22 protein-coding genes are annotated in these 24,730 nt (G+C 69.6%); 19 read left to right on the top strand and 3 right to left on the bottom strand.

What is annotated here, in order from left to right; genetic code table 11:
- Nucleotides 1-86: 86 nt before the first annotated feature.
- From OG623_RS03335 to OG623_RS03255, 17 genes are all read left to right on the top strand, one after another.
- Entirely contained in the window at nucleotides 87-710 is a 624-nt protein-coding gene (locus OG623_RS03335) for a hypothetical protein (protein ID WP_406144115.1), read from the top strand.
- Between the two features lie 94 nt (nucleotides 711-804).
- The gene (locus OG623_RS03330) at nucleotides 805-2,304 is read left to right on the top strand and encodes a DUF6801 domain-containing protein (RefSeq protein ID WP_406144113.1); all 1,500 of its coding nucleotides are present in this window, start codon (nucleotides 805-807) and stop codon (nucleotides 2,302-2,304) included.
- Nucleotides 2,305-2,348: 44 nt separating this feature from the next.
- Nucleotides 2,349-3,302 carry a hypothetical protein gene (locus OG623_RS03325; protein WP_406144112.1) on the top strand — a complete coding sequence of 318 codons (954 nt, stop codon included), beginning with the start codon at nucleotides 2,349-2,351 and terminating at the stop codon, nucleotides 3,300-3,302.
- Between the two features lie 205 nt (nucleotides 3,303-3,507).
- Nucleotides 3,508-4,494: an ABC transporter ATP-binding protein gene (locus tag OG623_RS03320; protein WP_406144110.1), complete on the top strand. Its 987-nt coding sequence runs from the start codon at nucleotides 3,508-3,510 to the stop codon at nucleotides 4,492-4,494.
- Nucleotides 4,491-5,339: an MlaE family ABC transporter permease gene (locus tag OG623_RS03315; RefSeq protein ID WP_406144109.1), complete on the top strand. Its 849-nt coding sequence runs from the start codon at nucleotides 4,491-4,493 to the stop codon at nucleotides 5,337-5,339. The genes OG623_RS03320 and OG623_RS03315 overlap by 4 nt, the downstream gene beginning before the upstream one ends.
- Nucleotides 5,340-5,342: 3 nt before the next feature.
- Nucleotides 5,343-6,146: an MlaE family ABC transporter permease gene (locus OG623_RS03310; RefSeq protein WP_406144108.1), complete on the top strand. Its 804-nt coding sequence runs from the start codon at nucleotides 5,343-5,345 to the stop codon at nucleotides 6,144-6,146.
- Nucleotides 6,146-7,471 (top strand): MCE family protein, encoded by a 1,326-nt coding sequence (locus OG623_RS03305; RefSeq protein WP_406144105.1) that lies wholly within the window; start codon nucleotides 6,146-6,148, stop codon nucleotides 7,469-7,471. Before OG623_RS03310 ends, OG623_RS03305 begins: the two co-directional genes overlap by 1 nt.
- Nucleotides 7,468-8,499, top strand: a complete 1,032-nt coding sequence (locus tag OG623_RS03300) for an MCE family protein (RefSeq protein WP_406144104.1) — start codon at nucleotides 7,468-7,470, stop codon at nucleotides 8,497-8,499. Before OG623_RS03305 ends, OG623_RS03300 begins: the two co-directional genes overlap by 4 nt.
- Complete coding sequence (locus tag OG623_RS03295; RefSeq protein WP_406144103.1) at nucleotides 8,496-9,512, top strand: MCE family protein; 1,017 nt, start codon at nucleotides 8,496-8,498, stop codon at nucleotides 9,510-9,512. Before OG623_RS03300 ends, OG623_RS03295 begins: the two co-directional genes overlap by 4 nt.
- Before the next feature lies 1 nt (nucleotide 9,513).
- Nucleotides 9,514-10,659, top strand: a complete 1,146-nt coding sequence (locus OG623_RS03290; protein ID WP_406144101.1) for an MCE family protein — start codon at nucleotides 9,514-9,516, stop codon at nucleotides 10,657-10,659.
- The gene (locus OG623_RS03285; RefSeq protein ID WP_406144100.1) at nucleotides 10,656-11,789 is read left to right on the top strand and encodes an MCE family protein; all 1,134 of its coding nucleotides are present in this window, start codon (nucleotides 10,656-10,658) and stop codon (nucleotides 11,787-11,789) included. The genes OG623_RS03290 and OG623_RS03285 overlap by 4 nt, the downstream gene beginning before the upstream one ends.
- Complete coding sequence (locus OG623_RS03280; RefSeq protein ID WP_406144098.1) at nucleotides 11,789-13,027, top strand: MCE family protein; 1,239 nt, start codon at nucleotides 11,789-11,791, stop codon at nucleotides 13,025-13,027. The genes OG623_RS03285 and OG623_RS03280 overlap by 1 nt, the downstream gene beginning before the upstream one ends.
- A complete protein-coding gene (locus OG623_RS03275) occupies nucleotides 13,024-13,545 on the top strand; it encodes a hypothetical protein (protein ID WP_406144097.1) in 522 nt (173 codons plus the stop codon). The genes OG623_RS03280 and OG623_RS03275 overlap by 4 nt, the downstream gene beginning before the upstream one ends.
- On the top strand, nucleotides 13,542-14,126 hold the full coding sequence (locus OG623_RS03270) for a hypothetical protein (RefSeq protein WP_406144096.1): 585 nt from the start codon (nucleotides 13,542-13,544) through the stop codon (nucleotides 14,124-14,126). Before OG623_RS03275 ends, OG623_RS03270 begins: the two co-directional genes overlap by 4 nt.
- A 12-nt stretch (nucleotides 14,127-14,138) precedes the next feature.
- Nucleotides 14,139-14,669 carry a nuclear transport factor 2 family protein gene (locus OG623_RS03265; RefSeq protein ID WP_406144094.1) on the top strand — a complete coding sequence of 177 codons (531 nt, stop codon included), beginning with the start codon at nucleotides 14,139-14,141 and terminating at the stop codon, nucleotides 14,667-14,669.
- A 33-nt stretch (nucleotides 14,670-14,702) separates the two neighbouring features.
- Entirely contained in the window at nucleotides 14,703-15,398 is a 696-nt protein-coding gene (locus OG623_RS03260; RefSeq protein ID WP_406144092.1) for a hypothetical protein, read from the top strand.
- Nucleotides 15,399-15,417: 19 nt separating this feature from the next.
- The gene (locus tag OG623_RS03255) at nucleotides 15,418-16,635 is read left to right on the top strand and encodes a lytic transglycosylase domain-containing protein (RefSeq protein WP_406144091.1); all 1,218 of its coding nucleotides are present in this window, start codon (nucleotides 15,418-15,420) and stop codon (nucleotides 16,633-16,635) included.
- 4 nt (nucleotides 16,636-16,639) lie between these two features.
- On the opposite strand, the gene OG623_RS03250 is transcribed toward OG623_RS03255, so the two are convergent.
- Complete coding sequence (locus tag OG623_RS03250) at nucleotides 16,640-17,701, bottom strand: ATP-dependent DNA ligase (RefSeq protein ID WP_406144090.1); 1,062 nt, start codon at nucleotides 17,699-17,701, stop codon at nucleotides 16,640-16,642.
- Nucleotides 17,702-17,796: 95 nt separating this feature from the next.
- Here OG623_RS03250 and ligD point away from each other — a divergent pair, with 95 nt between their 5' ends.
- Together ligD and OG623_RS03240 are read left to right on the top strand one after the other, a co-directional pair.
- The gene (gene ligD, locus OG623_RS03245; RefSeq protein WP_406151662.1) at nucleotides 17,797-18,807 is read left to right on the top strand and encodes a non-homologous end-joining DNA ligase; all 1,011 of its coding nucleotides are present in this window, start codon (nucleotides 17,797-17,799) and stop codon (nucleotides 18,805-18,807) included.
- A complete protein-coding gene (locus OG623_RS03240; RefSeq protein WP_406144089.1) occupies nucleotides 18,804-19,886 on the top strand; it encodes an ABC transporter permease in 1,083 nt (360 codons plus the stop codon). Before ligD ends, OG623_RS03240 begins: the two co-directional genes overlap by 4 nt.
- Nucleotides 19,887-19,903: 17 nt before the next feature.
- Here the strand turns inward: OG623_RS03240 and OG623_RS03235 are convergent, their stop codons facing one another.
- Together OG623_RS03235 and OG623_RS03230 are read right to left on the bottom strand one after the other, a co-directional pair.
- A complete protein-coding gene (locus OG623_RS03235; RefSeq protein WP_406144087.1) occupies nucleotides 19,904-22,144 on the bottom strand; it encodes an OmpL47-type beta-barrel domain-containing protein in 2,241 nt (746 codons plus the stop codon).
- Nucleotides 22,141-24,636: a ThuA domain-containing protein gene (locus tag OG623_RS03230; protein WP_406144085.1), complete on the bottom strand. Its 2,496-nt coding sequence runs from the start codon at nucleotides 24,634-24,636 to the stop codon at nucleotides 22,141-22,143. The genes OG623_RS03235 and OG623_RS03230 overlap by 4 nt, the downstream gene beginning before the upstream one ends.
- Nucleotides 24,637-24,730 lie beyond the last annotated feature (94 nt).

The following is a 24,730-nucleotide window of genomic DNA, read 5'->3' as shown; positions in this document are numbered from 1 at the left end:
TCGTCGCGCTCCCTGCGTCTATGCAGGGTTCGGCGCGCGAATCCCCGCAACAGTGCACCCGCATTGTCGAATCGGAGGAACTCACTGTGCGCAACACCCTCAGAAAGATCGCCATCGCCACGGGCGTGGCGTCCGCCGCCCTCGTGCTCGGCACCACCCAGGCCATGGCCGTCCCGGCCACCACCTGGACCGTCTCGCCCGACCCCGCGCCGTTCACGGCCGTGTCGACCAACACGGTCCTGGAGGCCGGCGGCATCCCGATGACCTGTCCCGAGGCCGGTGCCGGCGGTACCGCGTTCAGCGCGACCGGCAACCCGGGCCATGTCGCCGACATCGAATCGGCGTACTTCGGCACATCGGCCGCACCCTGCACCAGCATCCTCGGCCCCGTGGCACCCGTCACGAGCACCTCTCCGCCCTGGCGGATCCAGGCCGTGGACTACGACGACGCGTCAGGCGTGACCACCGGCTACATCGACAACATCAGCGCGGAAGTCACCGTGCTCTCCTGCACCTTCTCGGTCAGCGGCGAGGTCAACGCGACCTACACCAACGACACCGACGTGCTGTCGGTGGAGGCCGGCGGCGACCACGTGCTGACCGTCTCCGACGCGACGGCGGGCTGCGCGGGTCTCATCCAGGACGGCATGAACCCGTCGTTCACCGGTGACTACGCCGTGGACGGCGTGGACGGCATCGTCGGCAGCTGACGCGGCCCGGACGGCCGCGCCCCGGTCGGGCCGTGCGGCGGACGGCCCGCCGGACGGCCCGCACGCCCGACGGAAGGGAATCAGGAGGATGACGATGCGCGGCGTACCGGAAGGGCGACGTGGGCGGGCCACCGCACGGAGCGCGGCGGTTCTGGCCGCGGTCCTCATGGCCGGCATGATCCCCGGAGCCCAGGCGTCCGTCGGCAACCGGGACATCGACACGGAGCTCGGCCTCACCTGTGACTTCCCTTCGGGGGAGCGGCCGGTGAAGGCCCGGGTCTCGGCCACCTTCCCGGAGCGGGGCAGGACGGGCGAGGCGGTGCGGCTCGGCGCGGTCGGCATCGAGCTGGTGCTGCCCGAAGCCGTCCTGGCCGAGCTGACGGGGCCGGATGCCGTACGTGTCGAGGCGGAGACGCGGCTGGCGGTCGATGTGGCGCAGGACGGTCACGCGGCCGAAGCCGAATGGAACGGCAGGACCGAGCACGCGGTCCCCCTGCCCGACGAAGGGGATCTCGCACTCGCCGTCTCGGGCGACGTCCCCCAGGTGACGGCCTCGGGGCCCGGCGAACTGACCTTCGCCGCGGCGAAGCTGGCCGTTGTGCTGAACAGTACGAAGGAGGACGGGAGCCCGGCCGGAGAGGCGGCTCCGGAACTGACGTGCACCCCGCAGGACGGCCAGGATCCGAAGCTGGGATCGGTGGACATCCAGGGTGAAGCGCCGGAGACCGAGCCATGGCCGTCGCCGACGGCGCAGGACGAGGAAGCCGGAGGGGAACCACGTGACGCGGCGGCACCCCAGGTCGAACCCGGGGCGCAGGCACCCGCGGCCGGCGAGGCTCCGCCCTGCGCGGGCGACCCCACCGACTACCGCAGCATGGTCGCCTACGTCACGGGCTACGCGAACGTCACCAAGCTGAACGGCGCATCGAAGTTCCCGGTCGCCTGCGCGCAGATCACCCAAGGACCCCAGCGCACGGAGCTGGTCGACGGGCAGCTGCACCTGTACCAGGACTCGAGCGTCGTGGTCGACTACGAGGGGCGTCCGCAGCTCCCGCCGTCCACCGCGACATTCCTGACCTTCGGTTTCATGCCGACGACCGCGAAAATGGAAATGAGCCAGAAGGCGCCCCCGGTGGGCGACGACGGGCTCCCGGACATGAACATCCATTCCGATCTCGTGCTCTCGCCCCCGCCGCAGCACGGATACACGGCCATCTCCATGCAATTCAGTCTCCGTCTCTACGACGTGAAAGTGAACGGCGTGCCGCTGGACGTCGGACCCGACTGCCGTACGGCCGGCTACTTTCCCCTCGCCATGCGCGGTGAAGTGGTCCAGACGGCGACGGGGTTCTCCGGATACCAGCTGACGACCGGAGGCCCCCTCACGGGGCAGGCCACGATTCCCCCGTTCGAAGGGTGCGGTGCCGGTGAGGATCTCGACGACCTCTTCACCGCCTCCATCTCCGGGGAGTCCGGCTATGTGAAGCAGATGCAGGGGGCCGTGTGCGTCCCCGAGCGTGAGCTTCCTCCCAAGCCGCAGATCAAGTGCACACCCGCGCTGGAACCCGCCGACGTGCCGACGGCTGAACGCTGAACGACGAAGGAAAACCCCGGTATCGGACAGGAATTGAGGATGCGATGAGAGCTGTCCCGAAGAGACGGTACGCAGGTCTGGCCGTGGCCGCCGCCATGGTCGCCGTCCCCCTCAGCACCGGCCCCGCCGCCTCCGCGGCCACGGCCCGGGCGGAGCTCAACGGTGACTGGGCCCCCTTCTCGCGGTGCCCCGTCGACGATCCCGCCATGCTCGCGGCGGACGGCGAGGTGCTGGTCGCCACCTGTGTGTCCTCGCACTCGCCCAGCGGCTCGATCAAGCTGGGCAGCACCGAGGCCACGACCGGGGCCAACGACATGCAGTTCGGTGTCGTCCAGGACACCGCCGCCGGTACGTTCACCGTCGTACCGCCGGACGGCGGCGCGCTGGTCGGCGAGCCGACCGAGATCCCCGGCGGTCTGCTGGGGCTGATGTGCCCGGACGACGACATCCCGGTGATCAGCGATCTGTGCGAGAGCATCACCGACGCCACGCTGAACAAGGTCACGGCCACGGTGGAATCGGCGGGCACCCCCACCGAGTTCAACCTCACCTCGGGACTCGTCACCGGCCGGCAGATCGTGAAGCTGCCCATCCGTATACGCCTGGAGAACCCGCTCCTCGGCTCCACGTGCTACATCGGATCCGAGAGCGACCCGGTGGTCCTGCGGCCGCAGAACACCACACCGCCGGCCGTCGAGGTGCAGCGCTTCGACGTGGACGGCACGCGCGACGCCGCCGGCGCGATGCTCAGATTCGCCCTCACCGGGAACGACCAGGGCGACAGCGCCTTCGCGGTGCCCAAGGCCACCGGCTGCGGTCCGTTCGGCAGCCTGAGCTGGGCCGTGAACCTCAAGACGGGCCTGCCGTCGGCCGCGGGGAACAACAACCTGGTGCTGAACAACGCCTCGACGTACAGCGGCGGCCTCACCGCGCCCGGACTCGTCCTGCCGAACGCAGGAAAGGTGCTCTCGGAGTACTGGCACTCCGCGGCGGACTAGCCGTCCCGGCGTTCGCACCCGGAAGCTTGCGCAGAAACAGACAAGGCCTGGGAACGGGTTTGTCATTCGGTGACAAGTGATCCGTCCAGAGATCGATGTCCTGCGATTCCCGCTGTTCAACGGCTTGTCCGGGCGGTTTCTGCGGACATAACGTGCGCCTCCTGGTGCACGTGTGCCGTTCACCATCACTTCGAAGGGGGGCCGGATGGGAATCGAAGTAGTCGTCGAGGGCCTGACGAAATCCTTCGGCAGGCAGAACATCTGGCAGGACGTCAGCCTCACACTTCCGGCCGGTGAGGTGAGCGTGATGCTCGGCCCTTCAGGCACCGGAAAGACCGTTTTCCTGAAATCCCTCATCGGATTACTGAAACCGGAGGAGGGCCGCGTCCTCATCAACGGTGTCGACATGGTGAACAGCCCCGAGCGGGAGATCATGGAGACCCGGAAGCTCTTCGGCCTCATGTTCCAGGACGGTGCGCTCTTCGGATCGATGTCACTCTTCGACAACATCGCCTTCCCCTTGCGTGAACACACGCGCAAGAAGGAATCCGAGATCCGGCGCATCGTCATGGAGCGGATCGACATCGTGGGTCTGCTCGGCGCGGAGGAGAAACTGCCGGGCGAGATATCCGGTGGTATGCGCAAGCGCGCCGGTCTCGCCCGTGCTCTCGTCCTCGATCCGCAGATCATCCTCATCGACGAGCCGGACTCCGGGCTCGACCCGGTGCGCACCGCCTTCATCTCGCAGCTGCTCATCGATCTCAACGCACAGAGCGACGCGACCATGCTCATCGTCACCCACAACCTCGACATCGCGGCCACCGTCCCCGACAACATGGGCATGCTCTTCTGCCGCAACCTCGTCACCTTCGGACCGCGCGAGGTGCTGCTCACCAGCGACACACCCGTCATCGCCCAGTTCCTCTCCGGCCGGAAGGAGGGCCCCATCGGCATGTCGGAGGAGAAGGACGCGGCGACGCTCGCGGCCGAGCAGACCAACGGTGGCGACCACGTGTACACCGTCCCGACCAGCTTGCCGGCGCAGCTTGAGCCCTCGCCCGGAATGCCCGCACGGCAGGCCGCCCTGCGCCGCAGGGAGCGGGTCGTCTCCATGATGGGCGGGCTGCCGGAGGCCGCCCGTACGGCCATCGTGAACAGCTACACGCCGACCTTGGACGGTGGGCGCCGATGACGGCGCCGCCGCCCGTACGGCCACCCCACGAGGCCCCCCGGGAGCCGGGGGAGAAGGCGCGACGGAGGAGACCGCCCTCGCGGCTGCTCGCCCCGCTGCGGCAGACCGGGCAGCTCTTCGCCCTCGCACTGGCCGTCGTCCGTGCCGTCTTCCGACGCCCCTTCCAGGTGCGGGAGTTCATCGAACAGTTCTGGTTCGTCGCCAGTGTCACGATCCTGCCGGCCGCGCTGGTGTCCATCCCGTTCGGCGCGGTCATCGCCCTCCAGGTGGGCTCCCTCACCGAGCAGCTCGGCGCCCAGTCCTTCACCGGCGGCGCCAGCGTCCTCGCGGTGATCCAGCAGGCCAGCCCGCTCATCGTGGCGCTGCTCATCGCGGGGGCGGCGGGATCCGCCATCTGCGCCGACCTCGGCTCGCGCAAGATCCGCGAGGAGCTCGACGCCATGGAGGTCATGGGCATCTCACCCGTCCAGCGCCTCGTCGTCCCCCGGGTGCTGGCCACCATGTCCGTCGCCGTCCTGCTCAACGGCCTGGTGTCCGTGGTCGGCACGCTCGGCGGCTACTTCTTCAACGTGATCATGCAGGACGGCACACCGGGCGCCTACCTCGCCAGCTTCTCCGCACTCGCCCAGCTGCCCGACCTCTACATCGGCGAACTCAAGGCGCTGATCTTCGGCTTCATCGCGGGCATCGTCGCCGCCTACCGGGGCCTCAACCCCCGCGGCGGGCCCAAGGGCGTGGGTGACGCCGTCAACCAGTCCGTCGTCATCACCTTCATGCTCCTGTTCGCGGTGAACATGATCCTCACCGCGATCTACCTCCAGATCGTCCCCCCGAAGGGCGGCTGACCGATGTCGATGCTCGGCTGGCTCGACCGCTCGGGGGAGCAACTCACCTTCTACGTACGGGCGCTGATCTGGATCCCCCGGACCCTGCGCCGCTACCTCAAGGAGGTGCAGCGGCTGCTCGCCGAGGTCGCCTTCGGCAGCGGCGGCCTCGGTGTCATCGGCGGAACCATCGGCGTGATGATCGCGATGACGCTGGCCACCGGCTCGGTCGTCGGACTCCAGGGGTACGCCGCCCTCGACCAGATAGGCACCTCCGCCTTCACCGGCTTCATCTCCGCCTACTTCAACACCCGGGAGATCGCCCCGCTCGTCGCGGGGCTCGCGCTCTCCGCGACCGTCGGCGCCGGCTTCACCGCCCAGCTCGGCGCGATGCGGATCAACGAGGAGGTCGACGCACTCGAAGCGATGGGCGTGCGCTCCATGCCCTACCTCGTCACCACCCGGATCATCGCCGGTGTCGTCGCCATCATCCCGCTGTACGCCATCGGCCTGCTCTCCTCCTACCTGGCGTCCCGCTACATCACCGTCCTGTTCAACGGGCAGTCGGCGGGCACCTACGACCACTACTTCAATCTCTTCCTCTCCCCGGAGGACGTGCTCCTGTCGGTGCTCAAGGTGCTGATCTTCAGCGTGCTGGTGATCCTCGCCCACTGCTACTACGGCTTCCACGCCACCGGCGGTCCGGCCGGCGTCGGCGTGGCCGTGGGCCGGTCGGTGCGCAACGCCATCGTGCTGATCAGCGTGACCGACTTCTTCCTCTCGCTCGCCATCTGGGGCGCGACGACAACGGTGAAGGTGGCCGGCTGATGCACTCCTCCACGGCGCGGACGGTGCGCCGCAGACTCGCCGGCGTGGCCTTCGTGCTCGTGCCCGCCCTGCTCATATGGCTGTCGGTCTCCGTGTACCGGAAGGACTTCGCACACGACGCCACGGTGACCGTACGCACCACGAGCGTCGGCAACGAGATGCACGACAACGCCGAGGTCAAGCTGCGCGGTGTGGTGATCGGAGAGGTACGCGACATCGAGTCGGACGGGGACGGGGCACGCCTGACCCTCGCCATCGAGCCCGACCGGCTCGGGCGGATCCCCGCCGACGTCACCGCCCAGATGCTGCCCACCACCCTCTTCGGTGAGCGGTTCGTGGCCCTCGTGCCGCCTTCGGTCCCCTCCGCGCAGGCGCTGGAGGCCGGTGCGGAGATCCCGCAGGACCGCTCCAGCAACGCCATCGAGCTGGAGGAGGTCCTCGACAACGTCCTGCCGATGCTGACCGCCGTCAAGCCCGAGAAGCTGGCCGCCACCCTCAACGCGGTGTCCCAGGCGCTCGAAGGGCGCGGCGACAAGCTCGGCGACACGCTGATCACCCTCGATGCCCACCTCAAGGAGTTCAACCCGCAACTCCCCACGCTCAACGCGGACATCAAGGAACTCGTCAAGGTCAGCTCGCTCTACGCGGACGCCGCCCCCGAGGTCCTGGACGCGCTCACCGACTTCACCACCACCAGCGGCACCATCGCCGAACAGCAGGCGGAACTCGCCGACCTGTACGGCTCCACCACCGCGTCGGCCCAGGACATCACCTCCTTCCTGCGCAAGAACAAGGACAACCTCATCCGGCTCTCCGCCTCGGGGAGGCCGACCCTGGAACTCCTCGCGAAGTACTCGGACTCCTTCCCCTGCACCCTGCGCACCATGGCGGGCTTCGTGCCCGCCATGGACAAGGCACTCGGCAAGGGCACCGATCAGCCGGGCCTTCACGTCACGCTCAGGCCCGTGGAGTCCAGAGGGAAGTACGTGGCGGGCAAGGACACCCCGGTGTACGACGCGACCGGCGGACCGCACTGCTACTCGGTGCCGTACACCGGGACCCCGGCACCGACCGCCGACACCCGGAGCGCATCCGGCAAGGACGGCGCCCACGGCAAGGACGGCGCCGGCACGGACCGCGCTCCTCGCGCCGAGGAGGCGGGAGGCACCGACACCGCCCTCGGCATGCCCAACTCCCCCGAGGAGAGCCGACTCGTCAACGAACTGGTCGCCTCCTCCCTGAAGGTGCGGCCACAGATCCTGCCCGACTGGAGCAGCGTGCTCATCGGTCCGGCCTTCCGCGGCGCGGAGGTGAAGCTCAAGTGAAACGCCGCTCCCTCGCGGGACCCCTGGTCAAGTCGATCGTCTTCGTCGTGGTCACGGCCCTGGCCACCACCGTCCTCGGGCTGGCCATCGCCGACAGGGGCGTGGGCGACACCACGCCGTACAAGGCGAGGTTCACCGACGCGACCGGGCTCGTCGTCGGCGACAGCGTCCGGATCGCCGGCGTCAAGGTCGGCCAGGTCGAATCCATCGAGGTCGCCGACAAGCGGCTGGCCGAGGTCGGCTTCGCCGTCCGCAAGGGGCGCAAGCTGCCGGCCTCGGTGACCGCCTCGATCAAGTACCTCAACATGGTCGGCCAGCGTTACATCGACCTCGACCAGGGCGCCGGACCCGTCGGCGAGAGCTTTAGACAGGGATCGACCATCCCGCTCTCCCGCACCACACCCGCCCTCGACCTCACCCAGCTCTTCAACGGTTTCCAGCCGCTCTTCGAAGGACTGTCGCCCCCCGACGTCAACCAGCTCGCCGGATCGATCGTCCAGGTGCTCCAGGGCGAGGGCGGCACCGTCGACAGCATCCTCTCCCACGTCGGATCGCTGACCGGGACCATCGCTGCCAAGGACAAGGTGATCGGCGAGGTGATCAAGAACCTCAACACGGTCCTGAAGACCGTCAACGACCGGGAGGCGGGCTTCAACGACCTCGTCGTCACCCTGCAGAAGCTCGTCACGGGCTTCTCCGGCGACCGCAAGCCGCTCGGCGAGGCCGTCACGGCGATGGGCGCGCTCACCACCGTCACCGCTGACCTCATCGAGGACGGCCGCAAACCGCTCAAGGACGACATCGCCGAACTCGGACGTCTCAGCGGACAGCTGGACAGGAACGCCCCCCAGATCGAGAGCTTCCTGGAGAAGACCCCGGCCAAGATGGAGGCGATCACCCGGCTCACCTCGTACGGCTCATGGCTCAACCTCTACCTCTGCGAGGCGAAGGTCAGCGGTGTGACGACCGAGGACGGAAGCGTCCCGCCCACCGGCGTCACGATCGGCGGACCGAGGTGCCAGGCATGAGGATCAAGCCCGTACGGGAACGCAACCCGGTCGCCGTCGGCATCGTCGGACTGCTCCTCCTGGCCCTCGTCGGTCTGGCCGCCTACCGCGCCGACGCACTGCCCTTCATCGGCGCAGGCACCACCTACAGCGCCGACTTCAGCGAATCGGCCGGCCTCGACAAGGGCGACGAGGTGCGGATCGCCGGAGTGAAGGTCGGCGAGGTCACCGGCGTCTCGCTCGACGGCGCCAAGGTGAAGGTGGACTTCAAGGTGAAGGACGCCTGGATCGGCGACTCATCCACCGTCGGCATCGCCATCAAGACGCTCCTGGGCGAGAAGTACCTCGCCGTCGACCCGCTGGGCGACGCCGCCCAGGACCCCGGCTCCCGTATCACCGCGAGCCGTACCACCTCCCCGTACGACGTCACCCAGGCGTTCAACGGGCTCGGCGAGACGATCGAGGAGATCGACACCGCCCGGCTCGCGGAGAGCTTCGAGACCATCTCCGACACCTTCAAGGACTCACCGGCCGATGTGCGCAGCGCGGCCGATGGGCTGTCCGCGCTGTCGAAGACGGTGTCGGGGCGGGACGCCCAGCTCGCCACCCTCCTCAAGGGCAGCAAGAAGCTCACCAAGACACTCGCGAGCAAGAAGAGCAGCTTCGAGACCCTCCTTGAGGACGGTGATCTGCTCCTGGGCGAGATCCAGGCGCGCCGTGACTCCATCCACCTGCTGCTCACCGGGACCCGGGACCTGGGGACCCAGCTCACCGGGCTCGTCGAGGACAACAACAAACAGCTGGGGCCCACCCTGAAGTCGCTCGGGCGGGTCACCACGGTCCTGGTGAAGAACCGCAAGAGCCTGGACAAGGTGCTCTCCCTGGCCGGCTCCTACAACCGTCTCGTCGGCAACACCCTGGGCAACGGCCGCTGGTTCGACAACTACGTCTGCGGAGTCGTCCCGAAGAGCTACCTGCCCGCGGACACGCCCCCCACGGGCGACTGCATGCCACCGAAGCAGGGAGGGCGCTGACATGAGACGCACCCGCGTCATGGGCATCGGCGCCGGGCTCGCCGTCGTGGCGGTCGCCGCGACCTCGGGTGTGATGGCGACCGACGACCGGGGGACGACCACCGTCACCGCCTACTTCGACCAGGCCACCGGTGTGTACGCCGGATCGGACCTGCGGATCCTCGGGGTGAGGGCCGGCACCGTCGAGTCCGTGGAACCGCACGGCAAGGAGGTCGAGGTCACCCTGCGGCTCGACGAGGGCGTGGAGGTCCCCAAGACGGCGCACGCCGTCGTCGTGGCCCCCAGCCTCGTCGCCGACCGGTACGTACAGCTCGCACCGGCCTACAGCGGGGGAGCGCGGCTCGGGGACGGCGCCGTACTGCCCGCCGAGAACAACGCCACGCCCGTCGAGGTCGACCAGCTGTACGAGTCGATCACCGAGCTCTCCACCGCGCTCGGCCCGGACGGAGCCAACGCGGACGGGGCGCTCGCGAGGCTCCTGGACACCGGGGCGAAGAACCTCGACGGCAACGGGAAGGCCATCGGGGACTCCGTCGAACAGTTCGGCAAGGCGACCAAGACACTCGACAAGAGCAGCGGGAACCTCTTCGACACGCTGTCCTACCTCCAGACCTTCACCACGATGCTGAAGGACAACGACGGCAATGTGCGGGCTGCCGAGCAGCAGCTGAACACCGTCACCGGTTTCCTCGCCGACGACAAGAAGAACCTCAGCGCGGCCCTGAAGGAACTGGGCAAGGCGCTCGGCCAGGTCAAGGGCTTCATCCAGAAGAACCGCGGCGCCCTCAAGGAGAACGTGGACCTGCTGGTTCCGCTCACCCAGACCCTGGTCGACCAGCGTGCCTCGCTCGCCGAGTCCCTCGACACGCTGCCGCTCGCGGCGGGCAACGTCCTCAACGCCTACGACCCGGCGAACCGCACCCTCAACGGCCGCACCGACCTCAACGAGCTGTCGATGGGCGGCCCCCTCACCGCGCCGGGGACCGCCACGGGCGGACTGCAAGGTCTTGCCCCGGTGGACACCGCCCGCCGGAAGGCACTTCCCGCCCTGCCGCTGCCCGCCGTCGGCACCGTCTACGGCACCCCGGAGAAGACGGCGACGAAGAAGAAGGCCACGCCGGACACGAAGAAGGAGGCGACCCCATGAGCCCCGCCCTGCGCAGACCCGGCACCCGCGCGCTCGCGGGCCTCGGCGCCCTGACCGCCGCCTGCGTCGGCCTCGTGCTCCTGATCACGACCACCGGTCTGCCATCGGTCGCAAGCCTCGACCAGGTGCCCCTGCCCGGCGGCGCCGACCTCGGAGACCACCCGTACGAGATCACCGCCGAGTTCGGCGATGTCCTGAGCCTCGCCCCGCAGTCGTCCGTGAAGGTCAACGACGTGGCCGTGGGCCGCGTCACCAAGATCTCCCTCACCCCGGGCAGCTGGACCGCCAAGGTCACGATGCGGGTCAACGGGAAGGTCGACCTGCCCGCCAACGCCTACGCCCACCTCGAACAGTCCAGCCTCCTCGGTGAGAAGTTCGTCCAGCTCTCGCCCCCGGGCGCCGGCACCGCCCGGGGCGCACTCGCGGACGGCGACCGCATCCCGCTCGCCCGCACCAACCGCAACCCGGAGGTGGAAGAGGTGTTCGGCGCCCTGTCGCTGCTCCTCAACGGGGGCGGGGTCAGCCAGCTCAAGACCATCACCACCGAGCTCAACAAGGCACTCGCCGGCCAGGAACCGCAGATCCGCTCGATGCTGAAGCGGGTGAACACACTGGTCACCGATCTGGACGACCACAAGGAGGACATCACCCAGGCACTCGACGGCGTCAACCGGCTCTCCGCCACCCTCGCCACCCGCAAACAGGACGTCGGTACGGTCCTCACCGGGCTCACCCCAGGCCTGAAGGTCCTGGAGAAGCAGCGCGGCTCGCTCCTGACCATGCTGCGCTCGCTCGACACACTCTCCACGGTCGCCGTCGACACGATCGACAGGAGCAAGGCCGACCTGGTCGCCGACCTCAAGGCCATCGCACCCACGCTCACCGCGCTCGCCGACTCCGGTGACGACCTGCCCGACTCCCTCCAGGTGCTCTTCACCTACCCGTTCACCGACGAGGTGCTCCGCGGGGTGAAGGGCGACTACCTCAACGTCTATCTGGACGTGACGGCCCAGCCCGGCACCCAGATCATCCCCGCACTCACCCCGCCCACGACGGCAGGCGGCCAGGAGACGGGGGCGGCGCTGCCCCTGCCGCTGCCCCCGGTCACCACGACGGAGGGCACCCGCTGATGATCACTCCTGCCATCCGGCTCAAGAACATCGCCTTCCTCGTCGTCGCCGTACTCGTCCTCGGCTTCCTCGGGGTGCGCTACGCCGACCTCGGGCACTACGTCGGGCTGCGCGACTACTACACCGTCACGGTGCGACTCCCGCAGACAGGCGGTCTGTTCACCCATTCCGATGTCAGCTACCGAGGTGTCTCCGTCGGCAGGGTCGGTCCGATCGAACTCACCGACGACGGGGTCGAGGCCGAACTGCGTATCGAGAAGGACGCCCCTCCCATCCCCGACGACCTCCACGCCGTCGTCGCCAGTCTCTCGGCGGTCGGCGAGCAGTACATCGACCTGCGGCCCACCCGCACCGACGGCCCCTACCTGGCGAACGGCTCGGTCATCGGCCAGGCCGACACCACGATCCCCGCACCCGTCACCGACGTCCTCACCAGCGTCAACGACCTGACAGCATCCGTCGACACCGAATCCCTGCGCACGGTCGTCGACGAATTCGGCACCGCCTTCAGCGGACGCGGCGACGACCTCCAGGTCCTGCTGGACACCGGAAGCGAGTTCATCGAGGCCGCCGACGAGGCACTGCCGACCACCACGAAGCTGATCACCGACGGAGAGACCGTGCTGGGGACCCAGAACGAACAGGGCGAAGCGCTCAAGGGCTTCGCATCCGGCGCCGCCGAACTCGCCGCCGAACTCAAGGGATCCGACGCCGATCTGCGCCGCCTCATCGCCGCAGCGCCCGACGCCACCGAACAGATCAGCGGACTGCTGCGCGACCTCGACCCCGCCTTCGGGGTGGTCGTCGCCAACCTCCTCACCACATCGGAGGTCGCCGTCACCCGCCAGCGCGGACTGGAGGAACTCCTCGTGAAACTCCCCGCGGTCGCGGCGGCCGGCGCGAGCGCCGTCGACGCGGACGGCGCCAGGTTCGGCATGTCGGTCACCTTCTTCGAACCTCTGCCCTGCACCGCCGGATACGGCGCCACCACCTACCGCCCCGGCACCGACGTCTCGACCGCCCCCGCCACCAACACCGAGGCACGCTGTGCCTCATCGCCCGGCACCGGCATCAACGTCCGAGGCAGCGCCAACGCACCCCGGGGCGGCCCCGTACCCGAACCGTTCGAGCCCGGCTCCGGCCTCCTCCCCGACACATCACGCGGCACCACCGGAGCCACCGGGACCCCGCGCGCCGACGGCATGGCGGGACTGCTCGGCCTGGGGAGCGGCTCATGAGCGGCCGTACGAGGACCTGGACCGGCCGGGCCGCACTGCTCGTCGCCGTGCTGGTCTGTGCGTTCGGCACCTGGTCGTACGCCCGGGCCAGGGGCGACGACACCCTGGCGTACGCGAAGAGCCGTGACGCCGCGCTCGCCGATGGCAGGCAGCACCTCACCCGGCTGACCAGCATGGACGGCACGAGCGCGGCCAGAGTGAAGTCCGGGCTCAAGGCCTGGCTCACCGCCTCGGCCGGACCGCTGCACGACCGGCTGGAGAGCACCCGCACGAAGGACGCACGCGAGCTCACCGAGTCCGGCGCCACCGTACGCGGCAAGGTCACCGACGCCGCGCTCACCGCGCTCGACGACCGGGCCGGTACGGCGGCGCTCATCGCCACCGTCGAAGTCGAGGTCACCCCGCGCACCGGCAAGGCCGGCACGGAGCGCAAACGCTTCGAGGCGACCCTCGCCCGCACGGGAGACGGCTGGAAGGTCAAGGCGCTCGACGCGCTGCCGGTCGGAGGTGCCTCATGAAGCAGAGCACCGGAACCGCGACCGTCGAGCCGGACGACCCCGGTCCCGCGGCGGACCCCGAACCCGATCAGCCCCCCGCCCACCGCAGGTGGACCCGCCCTGTCGCGGTGCTGCTGACCGTCGTCCTGCTGGGTGTCGGCTGCACCCTGTACGTCCAGGGGCGGCAGCTGCGGGACACCCCCGCCACGTCCGACCGCGCCCTGACCGACTCCGCGGCGACCAGCCAGGTCGCGGGCGAAGTGAGCAGCGCCCTGGGCAAGGTCTTCTCGTACAGCCCGGGGGCCACCGGCGCCACCAAGGAATCGGCGAAGCAACTCCTCGCGGGCCGGGCGCTCCAGCAGTACGCGGCCCTGTTCGGACAGGTCGAGAAGCAGGCCGCCGACCAGAAGCTGACACTCACCAGCCAGGCCGTCCGCACCGGAGTCACCCGGCTCACCGGCAGCAGCGCCCACCTCCTCGTCTTCCTCGACCAGGTCTACGAGCGCGAGGGGAAGGCCGCCACCACCGCGGCCGCACAGCTGTCCGTGACCGCCGAACTGCGGGACGGGCACTGGCGGATCGTCGACATCACCTCCAGGTAGGGGAGAGCACCGATGGCACGGGTACCCAGGACAACCGAACCGCTGCGGGTGGCAGCGGTCGCGCTGACGGTCGTGGCGGCCGTCGCCGCGGGCTGGGGAGGGTGGTCCCGCTACGACGCAGGGCACGACGACTCGGCGGCGTACGCGCAGGCACGCGACGACGCACTGGCGGCCGGGGAGCAGGCCGTGCAGAACATGAACACGCTCGACCACGCCGAGCTCGACGAAGGGCTCGACAGCTGGGAGGAGTCGACCACCGGTGATCTGCACCAGCAACTCGTCGACGGGCGGGACGCGTTCGCCAAGCAGATCGAGTCGGCCGGGACGGTGAGCACCGCCAAGGTGCTGTCCGGAGCCGTGACGGAGCTGGACGAACGACAGGGGAAGGCCGGCGTGATGGTGGCGCTGCGCGTCACCGTGACCGCTCCCAAGGGCGAACCGGCGGTCAAGGAGAGCCGGATGCTGGGGCAGCTCGCCCGCACCTCCGGCGGATGGAAGCTCAGCGCGCTCGGCCAGGCGCCCGTCGGCAACACCGCCGGCTGATCCCGACCGACCGCCTTCGAGAGGACCACCGAGATGTCCACGACCCGCCATCTGGTCAACCGTCGCCGCCGGCTCGCGACCGTCGCCGCGACGGCCGCACCACCGCGCACGGCCACGGCGACCCGGCCCGCTCCCACGTCCGTAGATCCGGAGCCGGCGCCCGCGGACGAGGCCGTTCCCGGTGACGCGCCCGCGCGCGGACGCCTTCCGCGCCTCCCGCGCGTCCGGCTGCCCGCCGTCCTGTGCGCCGCGACACTGCTCCTCGGGGCCTTCGCCGTCTGGTCGTTCACCTCGGCGGGCACTCTGCGCGACGAACCGAGCCGGCAGAACACGGCCCTCACCGACATCGGCAGCACCAGCGAGGTCAAGGGACAGATCACCGAGGCCGTCGGCGCGGTCTTCTCCTACGACTACGCATCGCCCGCGAAGTCCGACAACGCGGCGAAGAAACATCTGACCGGCAAAGCGGTCCAGCAGCACAAGGACATGCTCGCCGAGGTCCGCGCACAGGCGCCCGAGCAGAAGCTCGTCCTCACCACGACCGTCACCCACAGCGGAGTCGAGCTGCTCGACGGCGACCGGGCCCGGCTGCTCGTCTTCGCCGACCAGAGCAACACCCGCACCGGCAAGAAGGAGGAGACGACGTACGCGGCGGCCATGTTCGCCGTGGACGCCGTACGCCGGGGCGACACCTGGCGGATCGCGGCCATCGACACGTTCACGCGTTGACCCAGGAGAGGCAGGACACATGAGGCTCGAAGGGACCATGCGCCGCGGACTCACCGGCACCGTCACCGCGGTCGCCGCCATGGCGGCGCTCACCGCGTCCCAGGCCCCCGGGCTCACCGGCGGTGACGGCGGTGACGGCGTGAAGAGCGTGGCATCGGACGACGTCGTCTGGACCGAGGTGCCCAACGACGACAGCTACCACACCGAGCTGCCGCCCCTGGAATCCCCCGAGCCCCCGAAGAGCACAGGGAAGAAGCGGCCCGCCCCCGCCGCCACCCGGGCCTGGGCCGAGGCGGGCATCCCTGCTACCGTCCTGGCCGCCTACCGCAACGCGGAGCGCGTACTGGGCCGCAGCGACCCCCGCTGCCATCTGCCCTGGCAACTGCTCGCGGCGATCGGCAAGGTGGAGTCCGGCCACGCACGAGGCGGACAGGTGGACGCCGCGGGCACCACACTCACCCCGATCCTGGGCCCCGTGCTCGACGGAGCGGGCTTCGCGAACATCCCGGACACCGACGGCGGCGCACTCGACGGTGACACCCGCTACGACCGGGCCGTCGGGCCGATGCAGTTCATCCCGTCCACCTGGGCGTACTGGGGCAAGGACGGCAACGGCGACGGACGGGCCGACCCCGGCAACGTCATGGACGCGGCGCTCTCGGCGGGCCACTACCTCTGCGCCGGGCCACGCGACCTGTCCGTGAAAGCGGATCTGGACCGTGCGGTCCTCAGCTACAACCACTCGGACACCTATCTGCGTACGGTCCTGTCCTGGCTGGACTTCTACCGCAAGGGCGTCCACCCCGTCACCGACGGCAAGGGCGTGATCCCGAAGAGCCCGGGCGCGGGAGGCACCCACGCCCCGAAGGCGCCGGTCGGCGGCCCGGGCAGCCCGAGCGAGGGCGGCGGCATCGTCGTGGGCCCGCAGCCCACCCGCACCCCCTCACCCTCCACCTCACCCGGCCCCACCCCCACGGACTCCGGCGGCCCCGGCGGATCACCTGGTCCCACGGACCCGGTCCCCGACCCCACCGACAGCGGCTCGGCCGACCCGACGGACGCCCCGGACCCCACCACGACCCCGGACCCCGGCCCCACCACCTCGGACCCCACGACGACGCCCGGCCCGGACCCCACCACCGACCCCGCCTGCCCGACGCCGACGCAGGAGAGCGGCCCCACGGACGCACCGTCCGACGAGCCCTGTGCCACCCCCGACCCCACCCCGTCCGCCTGACGGGTCAACGGCCGCCCAGCACCTCGGAGAGGTCGTACCGCACCACTTCCTCCAGCTGTGCGTATGAGCAGCTCGCCGGGGTGCGGTCGGGCCGCCACCGCCTGAACTGGGTGGTGTGCCGGAAGCGGTCACCCTCCATGTGGTCGTACGCCACCTCGCAGACCCGTTCGGGTGCCAACGCCACCCAGGACAGGTCCTTCTTGCCCGACCAGCGGCTCGGCGCCCCCGGCAGCCGTGCACCCTCGTGCGCCGCCGCCTCGGCCCAGGCCGCCCACGGGTGCTCGGCAGGGTCGACCCGCAGCGGGTCCAGCTCCTCCAGGAGTTCCGCGCGCCGCTTCATCGTGAAGGCCGCGCACACACCCACGTGCTGGAGGGCGCCCCCGGCGTCGTACAGGCCGAGCAGCAGCGATCCGACCACCGGGCCGCTCTTGTGGAAGCGGTAGCCGGCCACCACACAGTCGGCGGTCCGCTCGTGCTTGATCTTGTACATGACCCGTGCGTCGGGCCGGTACGGCAGATCGAGCGGCTTGGCGACCACCCCGTCAAGACCCGCGCCCTCGTACCGGTCGAACCACTCCCGCGCCAGGTCCGGGTCCGTGGTGGACGGCGCGAGATGGACGGGCGCCGATGCGGCCGCCAGCGCGCCCTCCAGGGCCGCCCGCCGTTCGGTCTGCGCGGCGCCGAGCAAGGACGTGTCGTCCAGGGCGAGGATGTCGAAGGCGACGAAGCTCGCCGGGATCTGTTCGGCCAGCATCCGCACCCGGGAATCGGCCGGATGGATGCGCTCGCTCAGCCGGTCGAAGTCCAGCCGCCCCTCGTACGGCAGGACGATCTCGCCGTCGATCACACACCGCTCCGGCAGATTGTCCCGTACGGCGGTGACCACCTCGGGGAAGTAGCGGGTGAGGGGTTTGCCCGTTCGGCTGCCGATCACCACCTCGTCACCGTCCCGGTGCACGATCGCCCGGAAGCCGTCCCACTTCGCCTCGTACTGCATCCCCGGGGGAATCGCGGACACGGACTTGGCGAGCATCGGTTTCACAGGAGGCATCACCGGAAGGTCCATGGCCCCGATTCTCGGCCACCGCACCGGGCACGTCTTCCGATATGCGCCATATGTGGGCCCGGCCTACGGTGGCCGACATGGGAGCAGGAGCAGCGGTGGAGCTGGACGTGGACGGACGGACCGTACGGCTGTCCAACCCGGACAAGGTGTACTTCCCCGAGAAGGGCTACACCAAGAAGGACGTGGCCGCCTACTTCCAGGCCGTCGGCCCGGGCATCCTCCGTGCGCTGCGCGAGCGGCCGACCACCCTCCAGCGCTTCGTCGACGGGGTCGAGGGCGACTTCTTCTACCAGAAGCGGGCACCGAAGAACCTCCCCGACTGGACCCCCACCGCCCGTATCGAGTTCCCCAGCGGCCGGCACGCCGACGAGATGTGCCCCACCGAACTCGGGGCCGTCCTCTGGGCGGTCAACCTCGGCACCCTGACATTCCACCCCTGGCCCGTGCGCAGGGCCGACACCGACCACCCCGACGAGCTGCGCATCGACCTCGACCCGCAGCCAGGCACCGACTACGCCGACGCGGTGAGGGCGGCACGCGAACTGCGCGCCGTCCTGGACGACCACGGACTGCGCGGCTGGCCCAAGACCTCCGGCGGACGCGGGATCCATGTCTTCGTCCCCCTCGTACCCGAGTGGACCTTCACCCAGGTCAGGCGCTCCGCCATCGCGGTCGGGCGGGAGCTGGAGCGCAGGATGCCGGACCGGGTGACCACCGCCTGGTGGAAGGAGGAGCGCGGCGAGCGGATCTTCGTCGACTACAACCAGACGGCACGCGACCGCACGATCGCCTCCGCCTACTCCGTACGCCCCTTCCCGCACGCCCCGGTCTCCGCGCCCCTGCGCTGGGAGGAGATCGGTGACGCCGAGCCCCGCGACTTCGACCTGCGCACCATGCCCGCGCGCTACGCCGATGTGGGCGACCTGCACGCCGAGATGGACGACCACGCCTTCCGCCTCGACCAGGTGCTGGAGCTGGCGCGGCGCGACGAGCACGAACACAGGCTCGGCGACCTGCCCTATCCGCCGGAGTACCCGAAGATGCCGGGCGAGCCGAAACGGGTGCAGCCCAGCCGCGCCAGGAGCGACGACGGGGAGCGGGCATGAGCAGCGAGGAAACCGGGGACGAGCCGCCGGTCCACGGGTCGCACAGCAGGCCGTCGACACGGCGCGAGAAGTGGGAGGAGTACAAGAAGTCGCCCTTCGTCCCCGCCGTGGTGCTGCTCTTCATCCTCGCCGCCGCGGCCGGTCTCTTCGCGGGTTCCTACACCTACGCCATGGCCAACCCCACTCCGCACCGGATCCCGGCAGCGGTCGTCGAGGGCCCCAGGACGCCGTACGCGGACCAGTTCGTCCAGGGGATGGAGACGGCGCTCGACGCGTCCCTCGAACTCCACCGCTACCCGGACGAGAAGCGGGCCCGCACCGCGGTGGCGGACCAGAAGGTCTTCGTGATCCTGCGGAGCAAGGGCGACGGTGTGGTGATGGAACTCGCCTCGGCATCCGGCGCCACCGTCTCCGAACTCCTGGCCCAGACCGGGAAGAAGGTCGCGAAGGATGTCGGCGTCCCCCTCACCGTCACGGACCTCAAACCCCTCCAGAAGGGCGACCCACGGGGCCTCGCGCTCTTCTACATCTCGCTGGCCGCCGTCATCATCGGCTTCGTCGGGGCGATCCAGCTGAGCGTGCACGCCCGCGCACTGCTCCCGCTGGAGCGGATCCTGTTCACCGCGGCCTACGCCCTGCTCGGCGGGTTCACGATCGCCGCCGTCGTGGACTGGATGCTCGGCGCCCTCCAACTGCCGTTCGTGGAGTCCTGGATGATCCTGGCGTTCACGATGTTCACCTCCGGCATGGTCTTCACGATGTTCAACACCCTGATCGGCCGCTGGGCCATGATTCCCACCTGGGGTGTCATGGTGCTGCTGGGCAACCCGTCCTCGGGCGGCGCCGTGTCCTGGCCGCTGCTGCCCTCGCTGCTCGGGCACATCGGGCGCTGGCTGCCGCCGGGAGCCTCGATCAACGCCCAGCACACGGCGGTCTACTACCAGGGCCACCAGTTCGTCTTCCCGTATCTCGTGCTGGCTGCCTGGGCCCTGGTGTCCTGCACGGTCTTCTGGGTGTGGCGCCACCGGCACCCGGGAGGCCGCGACCGCACGCCTGAGCATGCGGCCGCGGCCTCCTGAGAGCGGTTGTCCCGTGCCTACAACTCCTTGATGCGGATGTCGCGGTACGAGATCACGTCCGAGGTGCTGTGGACCTGGACCCCGATGTAACCGGAGGCGTACCGCCGGCCGTCGGTGCCCGGGTCGCCGTCCCGCGGCGGCTCGAAGAGCTGACCGCCGTTGTTGTCGAACTCGTTGATCAGGGCACCGTTGCGGTAGACCTGGTAGTGCTGGTCCACCACCCGGATCTCGTAGTCGTTCCAGGTCCCCTTGGGTGTGACCCCGGCACCGCCGAGGCCGACCCGGTCGAACCCGTAGACGGATCCGGTCTTGTACATGTCGCCGGCGGGTCCGTCGTAGGCCTGGATCTCATGGCCGTAGTTGATGGCGACCCACTCCGGACGGGACTCCTCCGGGTGGTCGTGGACGTTCGGGAAGCGGACGAAGACCCCGCCGTTGGCGTTGCCGTCCCCAGGGGCGTCGTCCCGCCACTGGAGCTTCAGCGAGAAGTCCCCGTACTGCCGGGACGGGAACCACAGCATCCCCATGCCGTCCACCGTGGTGGAGCTGGTGATCGAGCCCTCCTCCTCGTTCAGCGCGAACGCTCCGCCGCCGACCTGCTCCCACTTGGCGAGGGACGCGGCGGTGCCGTCGAAGAGCTTGCGGTAGCCCTCGTCCTGGCCCGGCTTCCCGATGCCGGACTCCTTGGCCGCCTTGTAGACGGTCTTGTGCTCACGCTTGTCGATGACCCCGTCGGCCAGCAGCTTGTCCAGGAGCGTGTCGACGTGCTTGAGGAACAGGGCGTGCGACGACCAGTCCTTCTCGTCCTCGATCAGCTCGTTGATCGTGCAGCGGTTGCCGGTGATCCGGTTGGGCACACCGGTGTCGACCGTGCCGACGATCACGGTGTGCCGTTCGTCGAACTCGGGGCAGTTGGGCGCGGGAACACCCCCGCCCGCCGCGACGGTGAACGAGGACTGCTTCGCCTCCGACGTGTTGCCCGCCTTGTCCGTCGCCCGGTGGGCGAAGGTGTGATAGCCCACGCGGTCGACGATGACGGGGGACGAGTACTCCAGATACGGGCCGCCGTCGAGCGAGTACTCGGCCTTGTCCACGCCCGAGTCGTCGTCGGTCGCGGTCAGGGTGGCCTCGGCGCTCGTGATGAACGCGCCGTCCGAGTTCTTGTCGCCCGCCAGCGCCACGGAGGTCTCCGGCGGGGTCTGGTCCTGCGACGGAGGCTCGACGACGGTGAAGTCCACGGACTTCTCATCGGCCACGTTCCCGGACCTGTCGGTGGCACGGTAGCGGACGCTGTGCTCGCCCACCTCGTGCACCATCACGGGTGCGGTGTAGGTCTGCCAGTCGCCGTCGGCCCCGATCGCGTACTCGATCGTGTTGACGCCTGACCCGGTGTCGGACGCGGTCACGGTGACCGTGGCCATCCCCAGGTAGGCGCCCGCGTCGTCCTGCTCGCCCGACACGGTCGCCGAGGTCTCCGGCGGGGTCTCGTCGTCCGTCGGCGGCGCGGCCACCTCGAAGTCGGCCGACTTCTCCTCGGCCGCGTTGCCCGCCTTGTCGGTGGCGCGGTAGCGGACGGAGTGCTCGCCCACCTCGTCGACCACGACCGGTGCGGTGTACGGCTGCCATTCACCGTCCGCCCCGATCGCGTACTCGACGGTGTCCACACCCGAGTCCGCGTCGGTCGCAGCCACCGTCACGGTGGCCTGGCCGATGTACGCGCCGTCGGCGTTCTGGTCGCCGTCCACCGTCGCCGAGGTCTCGGGGGCGGTGGTGTCGTCGTCGCCGCCACCACCGTCCTCGGTCACCGTGAGGACACCCTTCATCGAGGTGTGGCCGGGGATCGTGCAGTGGTAGAGGTAGGTGCCCGGGGTGAGGGTCACCTCGACACTGTGCTTGCCGCCCTCGCTGTCACCCGGATTGGCCAGGATGTTCACCTGGACATCGCTGTTGTGCTCCGGGTCCGAGACGCTGAACGTCAGCGTGTGCGGCATGCTCGTCGTGTTGCCGGTGGCCGCGCTGTTCTCGAAGACGAGGGTCGCGGGACCGGCCACCGCGGTCTCGGGAGCGGTCAGATAGTGGTCGATGGGGTCGCCCGCGGTCCAGGTGAGGACCTGGTCGGCGGCCGCCGCCCGGTCGGTGTCACGACCGTACGCCGCCGTCGATGACAGCCCGAGGACCATCAGGAACGAACCGAGCAGGGCGAGCCACCACCGGGCGGGCCCGTACCGCCGTCGCGCGAGAAGGGAAGGGTGTCTCACTGCGCTGCCGCCTTCCTGGCCAGGTCTGCGGCGGCCGGGGTCGGACCGCCGCCCTTGTACGTCACGCGCCACAGCGCGGACTCGGAGTCGGAGGTGAAGAAGCCGCGCCCGTAGTCCAGGACGTAGAGCGAGCCGTCCGGGGCGAACTTCCAGTCCATGAGGTTGCGGATACCGCCCTCACCGACCGGGATGATCTTCTTCAGGGACTCGGCGTGCGTCGGCAGGCCGCCCTTGCCGACCGTCTTCGGGTCGGTCAGCACGGCGTGACGCGGCTGGCTGTCGTCGTAGAAGTCACCGACGAACCACTTGCCGTCCCAGTACGAGGGCCACTTGGCCTCGCTGGTGCTCGACTCGTCGTAGCGGTAGACCGGGCCGTTCATCGTGGCCTGGCCGCCGCCCTTGAGCCAGGGCAGGAGCTCCTTCTGCTCCTCGACCTTGTAGCTGGGGACGCCGTTCTCGTCGCGCGGGTAGTCGACGCCGCCGCCCTGGGGCGAGTACCAGATGGTGTTGCCGGTCACCGGCGGCAGGTTGACCAGGCCGTCGTTGTTCGGCGACTCGTTCTTCGGGGCGTCGCAGTCGTACCAGTCCAGCGGCTTGGTGGGATCGGGCAGATTGCGGTCCCTGTAGGGCTGCTTGTTGCCCATGCAGTACGGCCAGCCGTGGTTGCCGGCCTTGGTGATCGCCGCGAACGTGTCGTACTTGGCGGGACCCCAGGTCGTGCTGGGCTCGCCCGCGTCGGGGCCGACCCAGCCCGCGTACAGCGTGTCGGTCGCGGTGTCGATCGAGATACGGGCCGGGTTGCGCACGCCCATCACATAGATCTCGCCGCGGGTCTTGCCGCCGCCCTCGTCCGGCTCCTTGCCGGTGAAGAGGTTGCCCTCGGGCAGGGTGTACGTGCCGTCGTCCTCGGGGTGGATCCGGAGGATCTTCCCGTTGAGGTTGTTGGTGTTGCCCGCGGTGCGGCGGGCATCGGAGAAGGACACGCCCTTGTAGTTCGGCTCCGGGTTGTTGCCGGAGTAACCGTCGCTGAACTGCGAGGAGTTGTTGTCCCCGGTCGCGATGTAGAGGTTGTTCTCGGAGTCCCAGGCCATGCCGCCGCCCGCGTGGCAGCAGCTGTGGATCTGGACCGGCCACTCCAGGAGCACCTTCTCGGAGTCCAGGTCCAGCTTGTTCGTGGCCTGGTCGAGGGTGAAGCGCGAGACCTGGCGCACCGCCATCTGCTTGTCGCGGTCGATCTTCGCGTGCGGGGTGTAGTGCAGATACACCCAGCCGTTGGTCGCGAAGTCCGGGTCCAGCTCGATCCCGAGCAGCCCCTCCTCGACCTTGACCAGCTCGTCGCCGCCGCCCTTGTTGCCGAAGACGCTCAGCTTGCCCGCGAGGGTGACCTCCTTCGTCTTCGGGTCGTAGACGTGTATCTCGCCCTCGCCCTTGCCGACGTCCGGGTCGTCCCAGTCGGTGACCACGGGCACGCTGCTGTCCGTGCCGCCACGCCCGATGTAGAAGATCCGGCCGTCCTTCGCGGTCACCAGACCGTGCGGCTCGCCGATCTGGTCGTTCTGCCCCGGCTGGTTGGGCTGTGTGACCCGCTCGGCCGTGTAGTTGGAGTCGATGGTGGCCTTGCAGTCGGCCTGCGAGGTACGGCTCGTCCAGTCGAGCGCGCCGCGCAGATGGTCACGGAAGTCGGTCTCGGAGAAGCTCGCCGCCGTACCGCCCATGGCGGTGTAGAAGGAGCGGCCGCCGTCGTAGTCGCGGCACCAGGAGACCGGGTGGTCCCAGCCGTTGGCGCTCTTGCCCGGGTCGTAGGTCAGCTCGCGGACACGCGCCACGGTGTGCACATCGCCGGACGGGTTGTTCTCCCAGTTCAGCCAGGTGTCCGGGCGCTTCCACTCCAGCGGGAGGTTCTTCGTCGCCGGGTGCTGCCGGTCGCCGATCTCCACGGTGGCACGCTGGACGTCCTTCGGGCTGTCCGCCGCCGGGCGGGCGCCGACCAGACCGGTGAACCAGTCGGAGTACGGCTCGGTGCGCGCCGCGTCATGGATGCCGAGGAAGCCGCCACCGGCCTCCATGTACGCCTCGAGGCCCGCCTCCTGCTCCGGGTCCAGCACATCGCCGCCGCCGGTCAGGAAGACGACCGCGTTGTACTTGCCGAGCTTCTTGTCGGTGAAGACCCCGGCGTCGTCGGTGGCGACGGTCTCGAAGCGCCCGGACTCCGGGCCGGTGAGCCCGATCTTCTCGATGGCCGCGATGCCCGCGTCCACGGTCGGCGACTCCTCGCCGGCCGTGGCGTGGAACACCAGCACCCTGACATCCGCCCCGCCGGGCGGCGTGGGCAGGGACAACGTTGTCGCCATCCGTTCCTTCAGCTCCTGATCCGGCTGGGAGCTGGCGGTGGCCGCGTTGCCACCGAGCAGGGACGCGGTCAGGGCGCCCGCTGCCACGGCCGCCGCGATACCGCGGCGCGATCTGGACCTGTGATGTGGTGTGCGCTGCATGTGGTCACCCACCCCTCTGGGTCACTTCTCCGGTCACTTCTCTCGTCATCGCACCTCTGTGGTCACTGCGACAGCGCACGAAGCTAGACCCCTT

This window comes from Streptomyces sp. NBC_01012 (assembly GCF_045162755.1).
GTDB lineage: Bacteria > Actinomycetota > Actinomycetes > Streptomycetales > Streptomycetaceae > Streptomyces.
This window is presented reverse-complemented; position numbering and strand designations above follow the sequence as displayed.

What these genes read in the sequence shown, in the direction of transcription:
- OG623_RS03330 (WP_406144113.1), top strand. Translation starts at nt 805, where the DNA reads ATGCGCGGCGTACCGGAAGGGCGACGTGGGCGGGCCACCGCACGGAGC.
- OG623_RS03325 (WP_406144112.1), top strand. Translation starts at nt 2,349, where the DNA reads ATGAGAGCTGTCCCGAAGAGACGGTACGCAGGTCTGGCCGTGGCCGCC.
- OG623_RS03320 (WP_406144110.1), top strand. Translation starts at nt 3,508, where the DNA reads ATGGGAATCGAAGTAGTCGTCGAGGGCCTGACGAAATCCTTCGGCAGG.
- OG623_RS03315 (WP_406144109.1), top strand. Translation starts at nt 4,491, where the DNA reads ATGACGGCGCCGCCGCCCGTACGGCCACCCCACGAGGCCCCCCGGGAG.
- OG623_RS03310 (WP_406144108.1), top strand. Translation starts at nt 5,343, where the DNA reads ATGTCGATGCTCGGCTGGCTCGACCGCTCGGGGGAGCAACTCACCTTC.
- OG623_RS03305 (WP_406144105.1), top strand. Translation starts at nt 6,146, where the DNA reads ATGCACTCCTCCACGGCGCGGACGGTGCGCCGCAGACTCGCCGGCGTG.
- OG623_RS03295 (WP_406144103.1), top strand. Translation starts at nt 8,496, where the DNA reads ATGAGGATCAAGCCCGTACGGGAACGCAACCCGGTCGCCGTCGGCATC.
- OG623_RS03290 (WP_406144101.1), top strand. Translation starts at nt 9,514, where the DNA reads ATGAGACGCACCCGCGTCATGGGCATCGGCGCCGGGCTCGCCGTCGTG.
- OG623_RS03285 (WP_406144100.1), top strand. Translation starts at nt 10,656, where the DNA reads ATGAGCCCCGCCCTGCGCAGACCCGGCACCCGCGCGCTCGCGGGCCTC.
- OG623_RS03280 (WP_406144098.1), top strand. Translation starts at nt 11,789, where the DNA reads ATGATCACTCCTGCCATCCGGCTCAAGAACATCGCCTTCCTCGTCGTC.
- OG623_RS03275 (WP_406144097.1), top strand. Translation starts at nt 13,024, where the DNA reads ATGAGCGGCCGTACGAGGACCTGGACCGGCCGGGCCGCACTGCTCGTC.
- OG623_RS03270 (WP_406144096.1), top strand. Translation starts at nt 13,542, where the DNA reads ATGAAGCAGAGCACCGGAACCGCGACCGTCGAGCCGGACGACCCCGGT.
- OG623_RS03265 (WP_406144094.1), top strand. Translation starts at nt 14,139, where the DNA reads ATGGCACGGGTACCCAGGACAACCGAACCGCTGCGGGTGGCAGCGGTC.
- OG623_RS03260 (WP_406144092.1), top strand. Translation starts at nt 14,703, where the DNA reads ATGTCCACGACCCGCCATCTGGTCAACCGTCGCCGCCGGCTCGCGACC.
- OG623_RS03255 (WP_406144091.1), top strand. Translation starts at nt 15,418, where the DNA reads ATGAGGCTCGAAGGGACCATGCGCCGCGGACTCACCGGCACCGTCACC.
- OG623_RS03250 (WP_406144090.1), bottom strand. Translation starts at nt 17,701, where the DNA reads ATGGACCTTCCGGTGATGCCTCCTGTGAAACCGATGCTCGCCAAGTCC.
- OG623_RS03240 (WP_406144089.1), top strand. Translation starts at nt 18,804, where the DNA reads ATGAGCAGCGAGGAAACCGGGGACGAGCCGCCGGTCCACGGGTCGCAC.
- OG623_RS03230 (WP_406144085.1), bottom strand. Translation starts at nt 24,636, where the DNA reads ATGCAGCGCACACCACATCACAGGTCCAGATCGCGCCGCGGTATCGCG.